The sequence below is a fragment of the Coralliovum pocilloporae genome (assembly GCF_030845175.1).
Classification (GTDB): Bacteria; Pseudomonadota; Alphaproteobacteria; order Rhizobiales; family Cohaesibacteraceae; genus Coralliovum; species Coralliovum pocilloporae.
In genome coordinates, this window is the sequence record NZ_CP132542.1 from 1,811,782 (window position 1) to 1,829,957 (window position 18,176).

The following is an 18,176-nucleotide window of genomic DNA, read 5'->3' on the forward strand; positions in this document are numbered from 1 at the left end:
GGACAGGTCGGTTTGCGACCGGAGCGTTCTGACCATTTGACAGATGAAAGGGTCTCAGGTGTCTGCCCGTCACGATCACCTTCGCCGCCTGGAAGCGGAATCCATTGATATCATTCGTGAAGTCGCGTCCGAATTCAAGAAGCCGGTTATGCTGTATTCAATCGGCAAGGATTCGTCCGTCATGCTTCATCTGGCGCGGAAAGCATTCTATCCTGCACCGCCTCCCTTCCCGCTTTTGCATGTGGACACGACCTGGAAGTTCAGGGAAATGATCAGCTTCCGTGATCGTATGGCAAAAGAAGCCGGGATGGAGCTGATCGTTCATACCAATCCCGATGGCAAGCGTGACAATGTCAATCCGTTTGACCACGGATCCAGTTTCTATACCCATATCATGAAGACTGAGGCACTGAAGCAGGCTCTGAATGAGCACGGCTTTGATGCGGCTTTCGGTGGTGCCCGGCGTGATGAAGAAAAATCCCGCGCGAAAGAGCGTGTTTTTTCATTCAGAACATCAACCCATGGCTGGGACCCGAAAAACCAGCGGCCGGAGCTTTGGTCCACCTACAACACCCGGGTCAAGCAGGGCGAATCCATTCGCGTCTTCCCGCTGTCCAACTGGACCGAGCTGGATATCTGGCAGTATATCCTGTCTGAGAACATCCCGATTGTACCGCTCTATTATGCGGCAGAGCGTCCGGTCGTTGAGCGCGATGGACAGTGGATTATGGTGGATGATGAACGCTTCAAGCTGAATGAGGGTGAAGAGCCTCAGCAGCGTCTGGTTCGGTTCCGGACCCTTGGCTGCTATCCGCTTACAAGCGCGTTTGAATCGGATGCAGCAGATCTTGAATCCATTGTCGGCGAAATGTTGATTGCCCGCACATCAGAGCGGGCCGGTCGCCTGATCGACCACGACGACAATGCATCCATGGAAAAGAAAAAGCGTGAGGGGTACTTCTGATGACACAGGCTGCCCAGACCAGACAGGATACAATTTCAGAGTATCTTGAAGCACAGAGCGACAAGTCACTGTTGCGCTTTCTCACATGCGGCAGTGTGGATGATGGAAAATCCACGTTGATCGGTCGCCTTCTCTATGATTCCAAACTGCTGTTTGAAGATCAGCTTGCCACCCTTGAGCGGGATTCCAAAAAGCGCAGCTCAGCGGGCGGTGATATCGACTTCTCATTGCTGGTGGATGGCCTTGAAGCCGAACGTGAGCAGGGTATCACCATTGATGTGGCATACCGCTTTTTCACAACAGATCGTCGCAAGTTCATTGTGGCTGATACGCCGGGCCACGAACAGTATACCCGGAATATGGCGACCGGGGCATCGTCTGCTGATTTGGCCGTGATCCTGATTGATGCGCGCAAAGGTGTTCTGCAGCAGACCCGTCGTCACTCCTTTATCGCGTCATTGCTGGGTGTCCAGCATGTGGTTCTGGCGGTGAACAAGATTGATCTGGTTGACTATTCAGAAGAGCGTTTCAACGAGATTCTGGAAGAATACCAGAGCTTCAGTTCCGGCTTTGACTTTGCCACTTTCCAGGCGATTCCGATGTCCGCCAAACTGGGTGACAACGTTACGATACGTTCGGACAAGATGCCGTGGTATGCAGGCCCGACCCTGATTGACCATCTGGAAACGGTTGATGTCGAGACAGACCGGCAGGCAGGTGCCTTCCGCATGCCGGTGCAGTGGGTAAACCGTCCCAACCTTGATTTTCGCGGGTTCGCCGGGACCATTGCAGGCGGTGTCATTCGTCCGGGTGACGAAGTCGCCGTGGCCAAGTCAGGCCGGACCTCCCGGGTCGAGCGGATTGTCACGATGGATGGTGACCTGACCGAAGCGTCCGCCGGAGATGCGGTGACACTGACGCTGGCCGATGAGATTGACATCAGCCGTGGTGACGTTCTGGCTGATCCGACGGATCGCCCGGAAGTCACGGATCAGTTCTCCGCTCATCTGATCTGGATGGGGGAAGACAGCATGCTTGCCGGTCGTCCTTACCTTCTGAAAGTGGGACGTAAAACGGTCACTGCCACGATCACGGAGATCACCCACAAGGTGGATGTGAACACATTCCAGCATCTGGCAGCCAAGACCCTTGAGCTGAACGAGATTGCGTTCTGTTCCTTCTCACTGTCAGAGCCGGTTGCTTTTGACCCCTATGAGATCAACCATCAGACAGGCTCTTTCATTCTGGTTGACCGGTACAGCAACCAGACGGTCGGAGCTGGCATGATCTGGGGTGCGCTCCGTCGCGCGTCAAACATCCACTGGCAGGCGCTGGATGTGAACAAGCAGTCCCGTGCCAATCTGAAACTTCAGAAACCGGCTGTGCTCTGGTTCACCGGTCTCAGCGGCTCCGGAAAGTCCACAGTCGCCAATCTCATTGAGAAGAGGCTGCTCAACCTTGGTCGCCACACCATGCTTCTGGATGGAGACAATGTGCGCCATGGCCTCAACCGCGACCTCGGCTTCAATGATGCGGACCGGGTGGAGAATATCCGTCGTGTTGGTGAGGTTGCCAAGCTGTTCTCGGAAGCCGGACTGATCACGCTGGTCTCGTTCATCTCTCCCTTCCGGTCAGAGCGCCAGCTGGCGCGTGATCTTCTGGAAGATGGGGAATTTGTCGAGATCTTTGTTGATACGCCGATTGAGGAGTGTCGCAAGCGCGATCCAAAGGGATTGTATGCCAAGGCTGATCGCGGTGAGATCAAGAACTTCACGGGTATTGATGCACCTTATGAAGCCCCGACAAACGCTGAAATTGTTCTGAAGGCAGGTCGATATTCTCCTGAAGAGCTTGCCGAGCAGGTGTTCAATTATCTCGAAAGCAAAGGTTATCTCAGCGGGGCTTATGAGAGCCAGTCCAGCTCTGATTGGGTGATCTGATCGCTCATCCGTTGCGTTAGTCTGCAAAGACTTTTATGAACAGCCATCCCGCATCAGGCGGGATGGCTCTTTTTATTTGGATTGATGGTATGGCAGGACAGAAGCCTCCAAGGCAGGATCGGCAGCGTCGCCCCAACAAAGGCGGCGGCCATATGCAGAAGCGGAAACCGCAGGCAAAGGCTGCTTCGTCAGGTGCTGCCGCAGAGCGTGGTGGCCACAAGCCCGTTCAGAAACCTGCCCAGAAGTCTCCCCAAAGGGCTACTCAGGGGGCTGCACCAAAAGTATCCCGCGAGACGGCCAGCGCGACTGCCCGACAGGTATCTGCCACCATCCTTGAAACCCGTCCCTGGGATGATTACGCCCTGGTCGATATGGGGGCTGGTCAGAAGCTGGAGCGCTATGGTCCTTACCGGATCGTACGTCCTGAGCCCCAGGCCATGGGGCAGCCGCTTCTGCCACAGGCGGACTGGGACAAGGCTGATGCAATTTTCTCAGGCAACACGGATGAGGAAGGGCCGGGGCGCTGGCGCTACCAGACCCCGCTTGGAGAAACCTGGCCGATGGCCTACAGGGATATTCGGTTCCATGGCCGGTTTACCTCATTCCGCCATGTGGGCGTCTTTCCCGAGCAGGCCGCCCATTGGGACTGGATGATTGATCGGGTCAGCCAGTCCAGCCGCCCGCTGAAGGTGCTCAATCTTTTCTCTTACACCGGTGTCGCCAGCCTGCTGGCTGCTGCAGCCGGGGCCCAGGTCACCCATGTGGATGCGTCCAAAAAGGCGATTGGCTGGGCGCGGGAGAATCAGGAGCTTTCGCGTTTGACCGAAGCTCCGATCCGCTGGATCTGTGATGACGCGGTCAAGTTTGTGGCGCGGGAAAAGCGCCGTGGCAACACCTATGACGGCATCCTGCTTGATCCGCCCAAATATGGTCGTGGTCCGAAGGGAGAGGTCTGGCAATTGTTTGATGGACTACCGGATCTCCTTGCCGATTGCCGGGATATTCTGAGCCCGAATGCAAGTTTCCTTATCCTTACGGCCTATTCCATCCGGGCGTCCTTTGTGGCGCTGGACATGCTGATGCAGGATGTGATGGCAAACAGAGGCGGCCAGGTTGAATCCGGCGAGCTTGTGCTGAAGGCGGAAACCGGTGGACGTTATCTCTCCACATCCCTGTTCAGCCGCTGGCAGGGAGGGCAGGGCTGATGTCTGAAGAACGCCCGGGTCTCGTCAAGGAAATCACCAGTCTCAATAACCCGCTGGTGAAAGAAATCCGCGCCCTGATGCAGCGGAAAAACCGTGAAGCCGACGGCCTGTTTGTGACCGAAGGCATGAAGCTGGTGGCCGATGCGGCAGAAGCTGGCTGGCCAATCAGGACGCTTGTCTACGCCACCAAAGTCAAGGACCATCCACTGGTGGAAAAACTGGCGCGGACCTGCAAGTCCGGTGGCGGTCTTGTCCTTGAGGTGACAGAGGCTATTCTGTCGAAAATCACCCGTCGGGATAATCCCCAGATGGTCGTGGGTGTTTTCACCCAGCAATGGGCCGAGCTGCCTGTGAAGACTGGAGAAAGCGGTGACCTCTGGATCGCGCTTGAAGGGGTCAAAGACCCCGGGAACCTCGGCACGGTGATCCGCACGGCTGATGCTGTCGGAGCCAGAGGGGTGGTTCTGGTGGGTGAGACAACAGACCCGTTCGGCGTGGAAGCGGTTCGGGCGACCATGGGCTCAATCTTCCATGTGCCGCTGGCGAAGGTCAGTGTGGCGGAATTCTCATCCTGGCGTTCATCCTGGTCCGGACAGCTGGTCGGTACGCATCTGAAGGGTGCTGTTGATTATCGCTCGGTTGATTATGCACAGCCCACCATGCTGCTGATGGGCAATGAGCAATCCGGGTTGCCTGACAATGTGGCGGAGCTTTGCGACAAGCTCATTCTCATTCCTATGGCAGGAAAGGCGGATAGCCTTAATTTGGCCATCGCAACAGCCGTGACAGCCTTTGAAATCCGCCGGAATCATCTGAGCTTATGATGTGAGCCAGTCGAACGCGCCCTCAGCGCTTTCCGTGGTGAAGCATTCTGGCAGCGATGGTCTGTCAATCATGATGACTGGAAGGCCGAGCTGCCGGGCGGCTTCAATTTTGGCATAAGACGCTGACCCACCGGCATTCTTGGTGATAAGACAGTCGACCCGGTGCTTGTCCATCAGGTGGATTTCGTCCTCTACTGCGCTGGCTGGACGGGACAGAATGATCTCGCCATCTGGTCGGGCAATCGGTCCCGGATCATCAATCATTCGCATCAGGAACCAGTGATCCCGGCAGTTGCTGTAGCCAGCCAGTTCCAGACGACCAATGGCAAGGAAAACACGTTTATAGGGCTCAAGCGCAAGGCGCGCGCTGTCATGATCTGACACATGATGCCAGGCGTCCCCATCTCTTGCCTGCCATTCAGGGCGGTTGAGACGACAGAGAGGAATATTTCCCTTCTGTGCGGCTTCATAGGCATTGTGGCTGATCTTGGCCGCAAAGGGATGGGTTGCGTCCACCAGATGACTGACACCATGGTCCTTCATCCAGGCGATCAGCCCGTCAACACCACCAAATCCACCAACCCGCACCTGGCCAGCGAGGGCTTTTGCCGACCGGGTCCGCCCGGCCAGAGAGGTCGTGACAGGAATGCCCTGTTCCGTGAGTAAACCAGCCAGATGGGCTGAATCCCGTGTGCCACCTAATATGAGCACATGATCAGGCCGGGAGATGGGCAAGACAGTTCCCCTTCCGGTCGACAACAAAGATGCCCACTGATATCGGCGCATCTTTCAGTATCCTGCGGGCTTCTGTCTGTGCGCGCCTGGCCACGGAGAGGGCAAGGTCCGGCGCTCTGTCCCCCGCCATCTGCAACACTTCCATGGCCGTGTTGGCTCCAAGGGCCTGTTCGGCCAGATTAGCCCCGAGGCCGTCTTCCGAGATCACTCCGGAAAGCCAGTCGAAATCCACCTGAGAACGGCCTGAGTGAAGGTCCATATGGCCCTGCGCCAGTTTTGACAGTTTGGCAAATCCGCCTGCAATCGTTGCCTTGGGCACCGGGTTCTGTCGCAGATATTTGAGCATGCCTCCGACGAAATCACCCATATCAAGAAGCGCTGTCAGAGGCAGGTCAAGCGCCTGCTGGACGGCCTTTTCCGATGTGGAGCCGGTGCTGCCTGCCACATGATCACGGCCTTCGGCGCGGGCCACATCGATGCCGCGATGGATGGAATGGATCCAGGCTGCGCATGAGAACGGCACAACAACACCCGTTGTGCCGAGAATGGAAAGACCGCCGAGAATGCCGAGGCGCGGGTTCCAGGTTTTCTCAGCCAGTTTTTCTCCGGTTGGAATGGAGATTTCAATCTCCACATCACCGGAATGGCCATGTTCTTCTGCAAGGTTTTCAATCACCCCGGTCATCAGGCTGCGGGGAACCGGGTTGATGGCAGGTTCACCGGGTGGAATGGGCAGCCCGGGCCGGGTCACCATGCCGACACCGGTGCCAGCCTTAAACGTGACGCCGCTGCCTTCAACTCCATGGCGCACGCGGGAGAGAACCAGTGCGCCATGGGTCACATCAGGATCATCACCCGCATCCTTGATCACCCCGGCTTCAGCACAGCCGTCTGACAGGTCTTCCCGCGCCAGCGCAAAAGCTGGCGTCTCTCCCTTTGGCAGGGTGATTGTGACGGGATCAGGAAATTGCCCGGTCAACAGAGCCTGATAAGCGGCTTTCGTCGCCGCTGTCGCGCAGGCTCCCGTTGTCCAGCCACGCTTGAGCGGGCCCTCAGGCTTTTTTGCCATCTTCGTTTATCCGGTCGTCAAATTTCCTGTAAATGTCGTACATGAAATAGCTTTTCGAGCACAGGAAATCCAGATAATACAGAGGAAACAGGGACAGACGGGTCCGATAAGTGAACCGGATCAGATGTTCCAGACCAGTGGACCAGCAGCAATGACAGATACCAGAGCCCCGATAGATACGGCCTTTGCCAACCTGCCTGAATTCGAGCAGGGCTGGGTCTGGCTGGTGGGTGCCGGGCCGGGTGACCCCGGACTTCTGACATTGCATGCCATGAATGGCATCCGTCAGGCGGATGTCATCGTCTATGATGCGCTGGTTGATGAGAGTGTTCTGTCTCTCGCCCGCCCGGATTGCAAACTGGAATATGCCGGGAAGCGTGGTGGGCGGCCATCACCCAAGCAGCGGGATATTTCCCTGCGCCTTGTGGAACTGGCCCAGCAGAAGCTTAGGGTTCTGCGGCTGAAGGGCGGTGATCCCTTTGTCTTCGGGCGTGGTGGTGAAGAAGCGTTGACCCTGGTTGATGCGGATGTCCCGTTTCGGATTGTACCGGGCATTTCCGCCGGTATTGGTGGCCTGGCCTATGCTGGCATACCGGTCACCCATCGGGATGTGAACCAGTGCGTGACCTTCCTGACCGGTCACGATCAGACCGGACAATCACCGCAGAAGATCAACTGGACGGCTCTTGCCCAGGGTTCTCCCGTGATTGTCATGTATATGGCGATCAAGCATATCGGCACCATCCGCGATAATCTGATTGCCGGTGGCAGAAGCCCGAGCGAACCGGTGGCCATTGTCACCGACGCAACACTCCCCACAATGCGCGTGGTTGAAACCACTCTGGAACATGCTGAACAGGCGATCCGGGACAATGACCTGGCTCCTCCTGCCATCGTCGTGATCGGTGGTGTGGTTGATCTGAGAAAATCTCTCGACTGGCTTGGAGCTATGGGCAGCCGTGTGCTCCAGTCAGATCCGCTTGGAACCCGCAGCACAGATCTGACGGCTTAGGGGATGACCAGAGGTCTGATCCTTGCAGCACCCTCATCCAATTCCGGCAAGACGACCGTAACGCTTGCCCTGTTGCGGGCCTTGAAACGCCTTGGTGTCTCTGTGGCACCGGCGAAGACAGGGCCGGACTATATTGACCCACGCTTTCATGAGATTGCAGCCAGTCATCACTCGGTCAATCTTGATCCCTGGGCCATGCGAGCTGACCTGATCCAAAAGCTTGCCGCAAATCATGCGGCGATAGTGGATTTTCTCCTGATAGAAGGGGTTATGGGTCTGTTCGATGGGGCAACAGGTGGTGCCGGGTCTACCGCAGATCTGGCAGCCGGTCTGGGTCTCCCCGTCCTGCTGGTGCTTGATGTGAAGGGTCAGGCGCAGTCTGCCGCTGCAATCGCGCAAGGGTTCAGACATTTCCGTCCGGATGTTCATATTGCTGGTGTTCTGTTGAACCGGGTCGGGTCTGATCGCCATCTGACCTTGCTTAGAGAAGCTTTTGAAACCATTGATCTGCCGATTATCGGCGCGCTCCGGAATAATCCGGATCTTGTTCTGCCATCCCGGCATCTCGGGCTGGTGCAGGCGATGGAACAGGACGGCCTCGATAGTCTGATCGACAAGGCTGCCGAGACACTGGTTGGCCATCTGGATCATGAGAGGCTTCTTGCTATTGCAGGCGAAATGCCAGGATCTGTTGCATCTGCCTCATCAGATGCAGCGCCACTGGCACCACTCGGCCAACGCATCGCCGTGGCATGGGATGAGGCCTATGCTTTCTCCTATCCCCACATGCTGAGGGGATGGCAGGAGGCTGGAGCGGAGCTCAGTTTCTTCTCACCACTGAAGAATGGAGCACCTGATGAGAGAGCCGACGCGATCTTTTTGCCCGGTGGCTATCCCGAATTGCACGGCGCAACACTCGCCTCTTCAGACGTGTTCAAGACCGCCATGAAAGCTGCCGCTCGGCGTAATGCTCTGATCTATGGTGAGTGTGGTGGCTATATGACCCTCGGCAAAGCCATCATAGACACAGACGGCACCAGTCATCCGATGCTGAACCTGCTGCCGCTTGTGACCAGTTTCCAGACCCGGAAGCTGCATCTGGGCTATCGGCGCGTGACGATACCCGGAGAAAGCGGCCTGCCATGGCGAGGGCCGCTCAGGGCGCACGAATTCCACTATGCCTCTATCGTGGAAGAGGGGGATGTGCCGCGTCTTTTTGAGGCAACGGATGCAAGCGGCACGGAGCGTCCGCAAATGGGCTTGCGTTCCGGTTCTGTTATGGGATCATTCGCCCATCTGATTGATCACGAATAGAGGGCAGTCTGGCGTGCAGCCTGTTATCGGAATTACAGGATCGGGCCTGTCTGAGGTGCCCGCAAGGACCGCTCACTATGATGCGTTCTATACATCGCCCGCGCTCTATAGCCAATGTGTGGCAAGAGCGGGTGGTATCCCGGTTGTCCTGCCGCCACTGGATGGAGACTGCGACACTCTTCTGAACCGGTTGGATGGCATTATCTTCACTGGCGGGACAGACATTAACCCCGCGCTTTATGGCGGTGACGAGCAGCATCCTAATCTCTTTGCGGCAGATACGAACCGGGACCGTGCCGAGCAGAACCTGATCAGACATGCTGTTGAACGAAAGGACCTGCCGATTCTGTGTATCTGCAGGGGGATGCAGATGCTCAATGTTGTGCTTGGTGGCACGTTGACAGAGCATGTTCCTGATCTTGGCAGAGGTGATATGCATCGTGACGACAAGGGTCTGTGGGTCCGCCATGATGTCGCTGTTGAAGAGAAGAGTCGTCTGGCCCGCGCCATAGGAACGGAGACGGTCAACACAACATCCGGTCATCATCAGGCGCTTCATGAGGTCGCAGCCGGTCTGACTGTCGCTGCAACGGCTGCGGACGGCATTGTTGAGGCCGTGGAACTGGAGAGCCACCCCTGGTGCCTTGCGGTTCAGTGGCATCCAGAGCTGACAGCGCATGCAGATCGGACACAACAGGCTCTGTTTGATGAGCTTGTGCGCGTTGCCCAGGATGCCTGATCTCTCACTCCTGCCGATTGATGACGTTCTGCCAGACCTCCTTGGAGCCCTCCGGCAGTCAACAAGAGTTGTGCTCGCCGCGGAGCCCGGGGCAGGTAAAACCACCCGAGTGCCACTGGCTCTTCTTGATGCAGCTTGGCGCGATGACGGCAAAATCATCATGCTGGAGCCTCGCCGTCTTGCTGCGCGTTCTGCAGCGGGGCATATGGCGCACCTCCTAGGTGAGGATGTGGGCCAGACGGTCGGCTACCGAGTGCGTATGGACAGCCGGATATCTGCGAAAACCCGCATAGAACTCGTAACAGAGGGGGTCTTCATCCGCATGTTGCAGGATGATCCGTCTCTTGAGGGGGTGGCTGCCGTTCTGTTTGACGAGTTTCACGAACGGAGCCTGGATGCAGATCTGGGGCTGGCTCTGGCGCTTGATTGTCAGGATGGTTTGCGTGATGACCTGCGTATTCTGGTCATGTCTGCAACGCTGGATACAGATGCTGTGGCGGGACTTCTCGACAATGCCCCGGTGATCTGCAGTACAGGCCGGTCTTTCCCCGTCGAATTGCGCCATGAACCACGCAGGCCCGATCTGGCTATCGAGGATCAGATGGCAGAAACTATCCGCTGGATACTGGCAGAAGAAACCGGATCGCTTTTGTGCTTTCTGCCGGGTGAGCGGGAAATACGCCGCGTTGCGGAGCGTCTGGGAAACCGTGTTGATGGGGGAACGCTGATCGCCCCGCTTTACGGACGGCTGGACCGGGCCGATCAGGACAGGGCCATATCCCGGCCGCCTGAGGGGCGTCGGAAAGTGGTGCTCGCCACAGATATTGCCGAGACGTCTCTGACGATTGATGGCATCCGGGTCGTGATTGATTCAGGGCTCAGCCGGAAACCCATTTTTGACCCTGCATCGGGCATCAGCCGTCTGGAAACCGTCAGGGTGTCACAGGCTGCGGCCAATCAGCGGCGGGGACGTGCCGGACGCCTGGAGCCCGGGCTTTGTATCCGCCTCTGGCATGAAGGGCAGACAGCCGCATTGCGCGCCTTTGATCGGCCCGAAATACTGGAAACAGACCTGTCCGCACTGGTTCTGGGGCTGTTGCAGTGGGGCGTGAAAGACCCGCAGCAATTACGCTGGCTTGACCCGCCGCCTGCCATTGCCTGGCGTGAGGCAAGGGATATGCTTCTGGATCTGGGCCTGATCAGCGCGGCTGACCACCTGACGGAGCTGGGTGTTGAAGCCGCGCGCCTGCCCGTGCGACCGCGATTGGCAGCACTGATTGCCAAAGCCGCAGCTTACGGTCAGAGCAATGTGGCAGCCCGGCTTGCGTGTCTGATTGACGAACCGGGTCTTGGTGGTCGGGCAACAGATCTGGAAGATCGCCTCCAGGCGCTTGAGCGGGACAGATCCCCTCGGGCAAAGCAGGCAAAAGCGCTCGCTGATCGATGGAGCAGGCTGATCCCGTCGGCCATATCAGACGCTACGGATGGTCCTCCGGTGGCCGTAATGCTTGCCTGGGCTTTCCCCGACAGGATTGCCAGACGGCGAGGGCAGAGCAACCGTTATCTGCTGTCCAACGGCAAGGGCGCTTTTCTGCCTGAGCATGACAGTCTTGGCGGACAGGACTTCCTGGTGATCGCGGATGTTCTGGGGCAGGGCGCTGAAGCCCGTATCCTGTCGGCTGCCCCGCTTTTGCGTGTTGACCTTGAGAATTATCTGTCAGACCGCATCGAGGATGTGCACCTAAACAGCCTTGATCCTGAAACCGGAGCCTTGAAGGCGCGGCGTGTGTCACGACTGGGGCAGATTGTCCTGTCGGAGGCTACAGTAAAGCCGGACCCGGCTGTCTGGCCGGACGCATTCTGTGATCTGGTAGCAGAGCGTGAATTGACAATTCTGCCTCTTGGAGACGGTGGTGAGCGGTTGCTTGCCCGCATGCAGTTTGCCCGGGAGCGACTGGCTCTGTCAGATGAAGGAACAGACTGGCCGGACCTGACAGACGTGGCCCTGAAAGAGGCCGCCTCAGACTGGCTGAAGCCGTTTCTGGTGGGCAAGACCAGAGCCAGCCAGATTTCCGAACAGGACATGACCCACGCCCTTCTGTCGCTTCTGCCGTGGGAAGGACAGCAATTCCTCAAAGCGCATGTGCCGGACCGCTGGACGGTGCCGACAGGCTCGTCTATTCGGCTCGATTATTCCGGAGATGAACCGGTTCTCGCTGTACGCGTTCAGGAGCTCTACGGGCTGTCAGAGCATCCGACCATCTTCAATGGCACCCTGCCGCTGACCCTGTCGCTTCTGTCCCCGGCCGGGCGTCCGATCCAGATCACCAAGGACTTGCCCGGATTCTGGACCGGAAGCTGGTCTGAGGTTGCCAGAGAGATGCGCGGACGCTATCCCAAACATGTCTGGCCGGACAAACCGGCTGAGGCTGAACCAACCCGACGGGCCAAACCGCGGCCCTGATCAATGGAAATGGATCATGCTGCGTTCCTGTCTTGCTGTTTTTCTGACTTTTTCATCTCTGGTCTTTTTATCTCTAGCCCCTTCATCTCTGGCCATGGCGGAGACGCTGAAACCCGCCGTTGTGTATTCGGTAGGAGGCAAGTTTGATCAGTCGTTTAATGAAGCGGCCTATCGCGGACTTGAGACATTCAAGGAAGAGACCGGAACGGCTTACAGAGAGTTTGAAATTCTCAATGACGCCCAGAGCCTTCAGGCGGTCCGGTCTTTTGCGCGCAAGGACTTCAGCCCGGTCATTGCCGTCGGGTTTAATCACGCGGCTGCAGTTACTGCTGCTGCCAGTGAATTTCCGGATACACGGTTCATTCTGATTGATGCCTTTGTGGATGCACCCAATGTTCAATCTGTTCTCTTTCGGGAACATGAAGGCGCCTATCTGGTTGGGATTCTGGCCCAGATGGCATCAAAGACCGGCAAGATTGGCTATGTGGGCGGTATGGACATTCCGCTGATCCGGAAATTCGAGTGTGGGTACAGGCAGGGCTCGTACGCGGCTAACCCGAACGGAACCGTGTTTGCCAACGTGGCTGGAACGACTGTTGCGGCCTGGACTGATCCGGCCAAAGGTGCCGAGCTGGCCCGCTCCCAGATGGATCGCGGGGCTGATGTTATCCTGCATGGGGCTGGAACGACGGGCCTTGGTGTTCTGCAGGCTGCCGCTGATGCCGGGAAGTTTGGCATTGGTGTTGATTCCAATCAGAACGGGCTTCATCCGGGATTTGTACTCACCAGCATGCTGAAGCGGGTTGATGTTGCCGTCTTCGATGCACTGACGGCTTTGAATAAGGGAGACTGGCAACCCGGTGCCCGCGTTCTCGGTCTTGCTGAAGGTGGGATTGGCTGGGCATTGGATGACAACAACCGGTCTCTCATCACGGAACAGATGCAGGTTGCTGTCGAGAAGGCGGAGCGTGACATTGTTTCCGGGATAATCAAGGTGCATGATTCGACCCGGGATGGGGCCTGCCCGCTCTGATATCTTCCAGATTCCACCTCCTGCCCGCCGCGGGCAGATGAATTCAGCCTGAAAACGCTCGGAATTGCGGTTTTCCTTGACCGCTTGGACGTTCTGTGTTGAGTTTTGAAAAATTTCTCATTCAATGAAGAAATTTTCAAAGCAGGGCAAATGAACCGGGGCGCGTGAGATGGCGGGAGCGGAGACCGATTGGCCGACCTATCTGGCAATTCGTGCTGCCTGGATGTCATTCGTGGGTGGTTCCACTCAATCAGAGATTGCCAGTCATCTGGGTATTTCTTCTGCAAAAGTTCACCGGCTCATCGCTCAGGCCCAGCGTGACGGTCTGATCCGCTTCCAGATTGAAGGACGTCCGATTGAATGTCTGCAGTATGAGGATCAGTTGCAGGCTACTTTTGGTCTGAAAACCTGTCTGGTCGTTCCGCGTGTACGACCGGCGGGGCAATCTGAAGCGCATGTGATTGATGCGATTGCCTCCGCTGCGGGACCGTTCCTCGGTAATCTTCTTTCCCAGCCCCATATCGGCAGCGTCGGCGTGGGAATGGGGCGAACATTGAAAGCCGCGTTCTCCGCTCTGCCCAGGCAGCGAAGGGATGATCTCAGTGTTATGGCCGTGTCCGGCAGCCTGACGCCCAAGCTGGCGGCCAACCCCTATGACGTTATCCAGCTCTTGCAGGAGCGTACCGGGGCTGAGGGTTATTTCCTGCCGGTTCCGTATTTTGCCTCAAGCAGGCAGGAACGCGACACCTTTCTCAATCAGCCCAGCGTCCAGGATCTGATGGCGCGAGCCCGACAGGCGGATCTGTTTGTCATCGGCATCGGTTCCATTGATGATAAAAGCCACCTGATGACCACGGGTATGATTTCGACCGAAGAACAGTGCCGTCTGGAAAAGGCCGGAGCAGTCTGTGATCTGATGGGTCGTTTCCTCAATGATCAGGGGAGCCAGGTACAGACAGAGCTGGAGCGCCATCCAGTTGGTCTGCATTTCAATGATATCCGTGGCGCGCGTGTTGTTGCTCTCGCCGGGGGGCTCAACAAACTGGCTGCGACACGTGCCGCTCTTCTGAGCGGCGTCATATCAGACATCGTGCTGGACGAAGCCCTGGCCGCCGAACTGGTCGCATCCGGAGCAGGTGCAGCAAGATCCACATCGAAACTATCAACGCAATATTCTGAAGCATAACAGCATAAAGGAGCGTGGGAGGTCCCATGACATTCATGAAAACCCTGATGGGAGCCCTGGTTGGCACTGCATTGGCCAGCGCCGCCTGGGCCGCGGAAATCAAGCCTGCTCTGGTCTATGATGCGGGCGGGAAGTTCGACAAGTCCTTTAACGAAGCGGCCTATACAGGCGCAGAGAAGTTCAAGTCCGAGGCTGGCATCGCTTATCGCGATTTCGAGATCCAGAATGACAGCCAGCGTGAGCAGGCAATGCGGAACTTTGCCCGCCGTGGCTATTCGCCCATCGTGGCGATCGGCTTTTCTCAGGCCGAAGCCGTGCGCAAGGTCGCCACAGAGTTCCCGGATACGAAGTTCGCCATCATCGACATGTTTGTTGATCTGCCAAATGTTCGCTCGGTGGTCTTCAAGGAACATGAAGGATCCTATCTGGTCGGGCTTCTGGCAGCGCTGAAATCGGAAAGTGGCAAGGTCGGCTTTGTCGGTGGCATGGATATTCCTCTGATCCGCCGCTTTGCCTGCGGGTACGTGCAGGGTGCCAAGGCTGCCAGAGACGGAGCGGAAGTTTTCCAGAATATGACCGGCACAACAGGTGCGGCCTGGAGCGATCCGGTCAAGGGCAGTGAACTGGCCAAGGCGCAGTTCGACAAGGGTGCGGATGTTGTCTACCACGCAGCAGGTGGTACCGGCCTTGGTGTGCTGCAGGCTGCAGCGGATGCCGGGAAACTGGGTATCGGGGTTGATTCCAACCAGAACCATCTGCATCCGGGCAAGGTTCTCACATCCATGCTCAAGCGGGTGGATATCGCTGTCTACAACGCCTTTGAAGATGACAGAAACGGCAAATGGTCCAACGGCCTGCAGGTTCTGGGTCTGGCGCAAGGCGGCGTTGACTGGGCGCTGGATGACAACAACAAGGCTCTGATTTCTGATGAGATGATGGCTGCGGTGCGGGCTGCTGAGGCGGATATCAAGTCTGGCAAAGTGGTTGTCCATGACTACATGGCCGATTCCACCTGCCCGTTCTGATGAAAGACGAGAATGACCGCGGCGATTGAGCTCGCAGGAATTGACAAGCGGTTTGGGGCGGTTCACGCCAACCGGTCCATTGACCTGACGGTTGATCGTGGCAGCATCCACGGGATCATCGGGGAGAATGGTGCGGGTAAATCCACCCTGATGTCGATCCTCTATGGCTTCTACACAGCGGATAAGGGCGAGATAAGGGTTGGCGGCGCGCCGGTCAGTATCTCCGACAGCCAGACGGCCATCTCCCTTGGTATCGGCATGGTTCATCAGCATTTCATGCTGGTGGATACGTTTACTGTGCTTGAAAATATCATGCTTGGCGTCGAGGGAGGCGCATTACTGAAGGCTGGAGCGGCTAAAGTCCGTGCGGAATTGCTGCGTCTGGCGCGGGATTATGCCCTTGATATCGACCCTGATGCACTGGTTGCTGACCTGCCGGTCGGGCTGCAGCAGCGGGTCGAAATTCTGAAGGCTCTTTATCGCGGGGCGGATATTCTGATCCTTGATGAGCCGACAGGGGTTTTGACACCTTCTGAAGCTGATCATCTGTTCCGGATTCTCGACAAGCTGCGTGCGGAAGGCAAGACGGTTCTTCTGATCACCCACAAGCTCCGCGAAATCATGGCAATCACGGATACGGTTTCTGTCATGCGGCAGGGTGCTATGGTTGCCACGGTCAAGACGGCAGAGACACGGATTGAGGATCTGGCGGAGCTGATGGTTGGTCGTCGCGTGCTGCTGCAGGTCGACAAGGAGGCCGCCCGGCCCGGTGACGATCTGCTGACTGTGCAAGACCTCACAGTAACCGACAGCCGTGGCGTTACCCTGCTCGATACGGTTTCTTTCTCTGTGAAAGCTGGAGAAATCCTAGGGATTGCCGGGGTTTCAGGCAATGGCCAGAGTGAGCTTCTGGAAGTGCTCGCGGGGATACGGCAGGCATCAGGCGGGGCAATCATGGTGCTGGGCCATACAATCGACCCGTCTGACACACCGGACCCGGCGCGGATGCGCACGTTCGGTGTTGCCCATGTGCCGGAAGACCGCCATCGCATGGGGCTGGTCACACACTTCTCAGCCGAGGAGAATGCCATTCTCGGCTATCATCATGATGATGAACTGGCCTCCGGTCTTTTGTTTGACCGGACAGCTGTGCGTGCCAGAAGTGAGGCGGCGATTGAGGCTTTTGACATCCGGCCCGCCAGCTCTGAACTGAAAGCCGCCAACTTCTCAGGTGGCAATCAGCAGAAAATCGTCCTGGCCCGCGAGATCGATCAGGATCCCGGCCTGCTTCTGGTTGGGCAGCCAACCCGCGGCGTTGATATTGGTGCGATTGAGTTCATCCACAAGCGCCTGATTGAATTGCGTGATGCAGGCAAGGCCATTGTGCTGGTGTCAGTGGAACTTGACGAGATCAGGGCGCTGGCGGACCGGGTTCTGGTCATGTGCGCCGGGCGCATAGTTGGCGAACGGCCGCCGGAAACCAGCGAGCAGGAGCTGGGGCTAATGATGGCTGGTGTGTCCGGAGTGGATGAGACTGGCCCAACGAAGAGAGACGTTGCATGAGTGCACCGCGCGCAGCACTACCGGCCTGGGTGGACTATGGCCTGATCCCGATACTGAACCTGGCCGCAGCCTTTCTGGTCTCCGGCCTGGTGGTTCTTCTGATTGGTGAAAGCCCGGTCGAGGCTGTTAAGGTTCTGCTGTTCGGCGCGTTCGGCTATGAGGAAGGGCTTGGCTTCACGCTCTACTATGCCACCAACTTTATCTTTACCGGCCTTGCTATGGCTGTCGCCGTCCACTGTGGTCTGTTCAATATTGGCGGCGAGGGGCAGGCCTATGTGGCAGGCCTCGGGGTGGCGCTGGCCTGTCTGGCCATGGACAGCTTTGCACCCTGGTGGGTGATCCTGCCTTTCGCCATTCTCGGGGCTGCACTCTTCGGGGCTGCATGGGCGTGGGTGCCGGCCTATCTTCAGGCCAGGCGCGGCAGCCATGTGGTTATCACCACCATCATGTTCAATTTCATTGCCGCGTCGCTGATGGTCTATCTGCTGGTCAATGTGTTGAAAGTGCCGGGATCGATGCAGCCGGAAACCCGCACCTTTGAAGAAGGTGGTCGGCTGCCGTTCATCCATCAGGTGGTGGAATGGTTCGGCGGTACCATGGCCCATTCGCCTCTGAACCTGTCCTTTGTTATCGCGCTGCTGGCAGCGTTCGGCGTCTGGTTGCTGATCTGGCGGACACGGCTCGGCTATGAAATCCGCACGATGGGGCACAATCAGACGGCAGCCGTCTATGCCGGGATCAAGCCGGACCGGATTATCATCATCACCATGATGATTTCCGGCGGGCTGGCCGGAATGATGGCGCTGAACGAGGTGATGGGTGTTCAGCATCGCCTGCTGATAGACTTCACCAGCGGATACGGTTTTGTCGGCATCGCGGTCGCCTTTATGGGGCGGTCTCACCCGGTGGGCATCATTCTGGCCTCTGTCCTGTTCGGGGTGCTTTATCAGGGCGGGGCCGAGCTGGCGTTTGAAATTCCCGCCATCACCCGAGACATGATCATCACCATTCAGGGTCTGGTCATCCTGTTTGCCGGAGCCCTTGAGCATATGTTCCGGCCTGCACTTGGGGCGATGTTTCGCCCTCAGCCGGCATAGGAGGCG

The 18,176-nt window shown here is 57.5% G+C and carries 15 protein-coding genes; 13 read left to right on the top strand and 2 right to left on the bottom strand.

Annotation, left to right across the window (positions count from 1 at the left end):
* Positions 1-43 precede the first annotated feature (43 nt).
* The 4 genes from cysD to RA157_RS08410 all read left to right on the top strand — a co-directional run bounded on the left by cysD (position 44) and on the right by RA157_RS08410 (position 4,933).
* Positions 44-964, top strand: a complete 921-nt coding sequence (gene cysD, locus RA157_RS08395) for a sulfate adenylyltransferase subunit CysD (RefSeq protein ID WP_350336009.1) — start codon at positions 44-46, stop codon at positions 962-964.
* Positions 964-2,904: a sulfate adenylyltransferase subunit CysN gene (gene cysN, locus RA157_RS08400; RefSeq protein ID WP_350336010.1), complete on the top strand. Its 1,941-nt coding sequence runs from the start codon at positions 964-966 to the stop codon at positions 2,902-2,904. The genes cysD and cysN overlap by 1 nt, the downstream gene beginning before the upstream one ends.
* Before the next feature lie 89 nt (positions 2,905-2,993).
* Positions 2,994-4,109, top strand: a complete 1,116-nt coding sequence (locus RA157_RS08405; protein WP_350336011.1) for a class I SAM-dependent methyltransferase — start codon at positions 2,994-2,996, stop codon at positions 4,107-4,109.
* Complete coding sequence (locus RA157_RS08410) at positions 4,109-4,933, top strand: TrmH family RNA methyltransferase (protein ID WP_350336012.1); 825 nt, start codon at positions 4,109-4,111, stop codon at positions 4,931-4,933. Before RA157_RS08405 ends, RA157_RS08410 begins: the two co-directional genes overlap by 1 nt.
* Here RA157_RS08410 and RA157_RS08415 read toward each other — a convergent pair.
* Entirely contained in the window at positions 4,928-5,668 is a 741-nt protein-coding gene (locus RA157_RS08415) for a cobalt-precorrin-6A reductase (RefSeq protein ID WP_350336013.1), read from the bottom strand. The genes RA157_RS08410 and RA157_RS08415 overlap by 6 nt on opposite strands.
* A complete protein-coding gene (locus tag RA157_RS08420; RefSeq protein WP_350336014.1) occupies positions 5,649-6,737 on the bottom strand; it encodes a cobalt-precorrin-5B (C(1))-methyltransferase in 1,089 nt (362 codons plus the stop codon). Before RA157_RS08420 ends, RA157_RS08415 begins: the two co-directional genes overlap by 20 nt.
* Before the next feature lie 172 nt (positions 6,738-6,909).
* Between RA157_RS08420 and cobA the strand changes: the two genes are divergently transcribed.
* The 9 genes from cobA (at position 6,910) to RA157_RS08465 (ending at position 18,170) form a co-directional block, all read left to right on the top strand.
* Positions 6,910-7,749, top strand: a complete 840-nt coding sequence (gene cobA / locus RA157_RS08425) for a uroporphyrinogen-III C-methyltransferase (protein ID WP_350336177.1) — start codon at positions 6,910-6,912, stop codon at positions 7,747-7,749.
* 3 nt (positions 7,750-7,752) lie between these two features.
* Complete coding sequence (locus RA157_RS08430) at positions 7,753-9,063, top strand: cobyrinic acid a,c-diamide synthase CobB (RefSeq protein ID WP_350336015.1); 1,311 nt, start codon at positions 7,753-7,755, stop codon at positions 9,061-9,063.
* A 13-nt stretch (positions 9,064-9,076) separates the two neighbouring features.
* Positions 9,077-9,802, top strand: coding sequence for a gamma-glutamyl-gamma-aminobutyrate hydrolase family protein (locus tag RA157_RS08435; RefSeq protein ID WP_350336016.1), 726 nt, complete (start codon positions 9,077-9,079; stop codon positions 9,800-9,802).
* Positions 9,795-12,266, top strand: coding sequence for an ATP-dependent helicase HrpB (hrpB, locus tag RA157_RS08440; protein ID WP_350336017.1), 2,472 nt, complete (start codon positions 9,795-9,797; stop codon positions 12,264-12,266). Before RA157_RS08435 ends, hrpB begins: the two co-directional genes overlap by 8 nt.
* Before the next feature lie 16 nt (positions 12,267-12,282).
* On the top strand, positions 12,283-13,299 hold the full coding sequence (locus tag RA157_RS08445; RefSeq protein WP_350336018.1) for a BMP family lipoprotein: 1,017 nt from the start codon (positions 12,283-12,285) through the stop codon (positions 13,297-13,299).
* A 169-nt stretch (positions 13,300-13,468) separates the two neighbouring features.
* Positions 13,469-14,485, top strand: a complete 1,017-nt coding sequence (locus RA157_RS08450) for a sugar-binding transcriptional regulator (protein ID WP_350336019.1) — start codon at positions 13,469-13,471, stop codon at positions 14,483-14,485.
* Positions 14,486-14,520: 35 nt separating this feature from the next.
* Entirely contained in the window at positions 14,521-15,510 is a 990-nt protein-coding gene (locus RA157_RS08455) for a BMP family lipoprotein (RefSeq protein WP_434058495.1), read from the top strand.
* A gap of 12 nt (positions 15,511-15,522) precedes the next feature.
* Entirely contained in the window at positions 15,523-17,073 is a 1,551-nt protein-coding gene (locus RA157_RS08460; RefSeq protein ID WP_350336021.1) for an ABC transporter ATP-binding protein, read from the top strand.
* Positions 17,070-18,170 carry an ABC transporter permease gene (locus RA157_RS08465; RefSeq protein WP_350336022.1) on the top strand — a complete coding sequence of 367 codons (1,101 nt, stop codon included), beginning with the start codon at positions 17,070-17,072 and terminating at the stop codon, positions 18,168-18,170. Before RA157_RS08460 ends, RA157_RS08465 begins: the two co-directional genes overlap by 4 nt.
* Positions 18,171-18,176 lie beyond the last annotated feature (6 nt).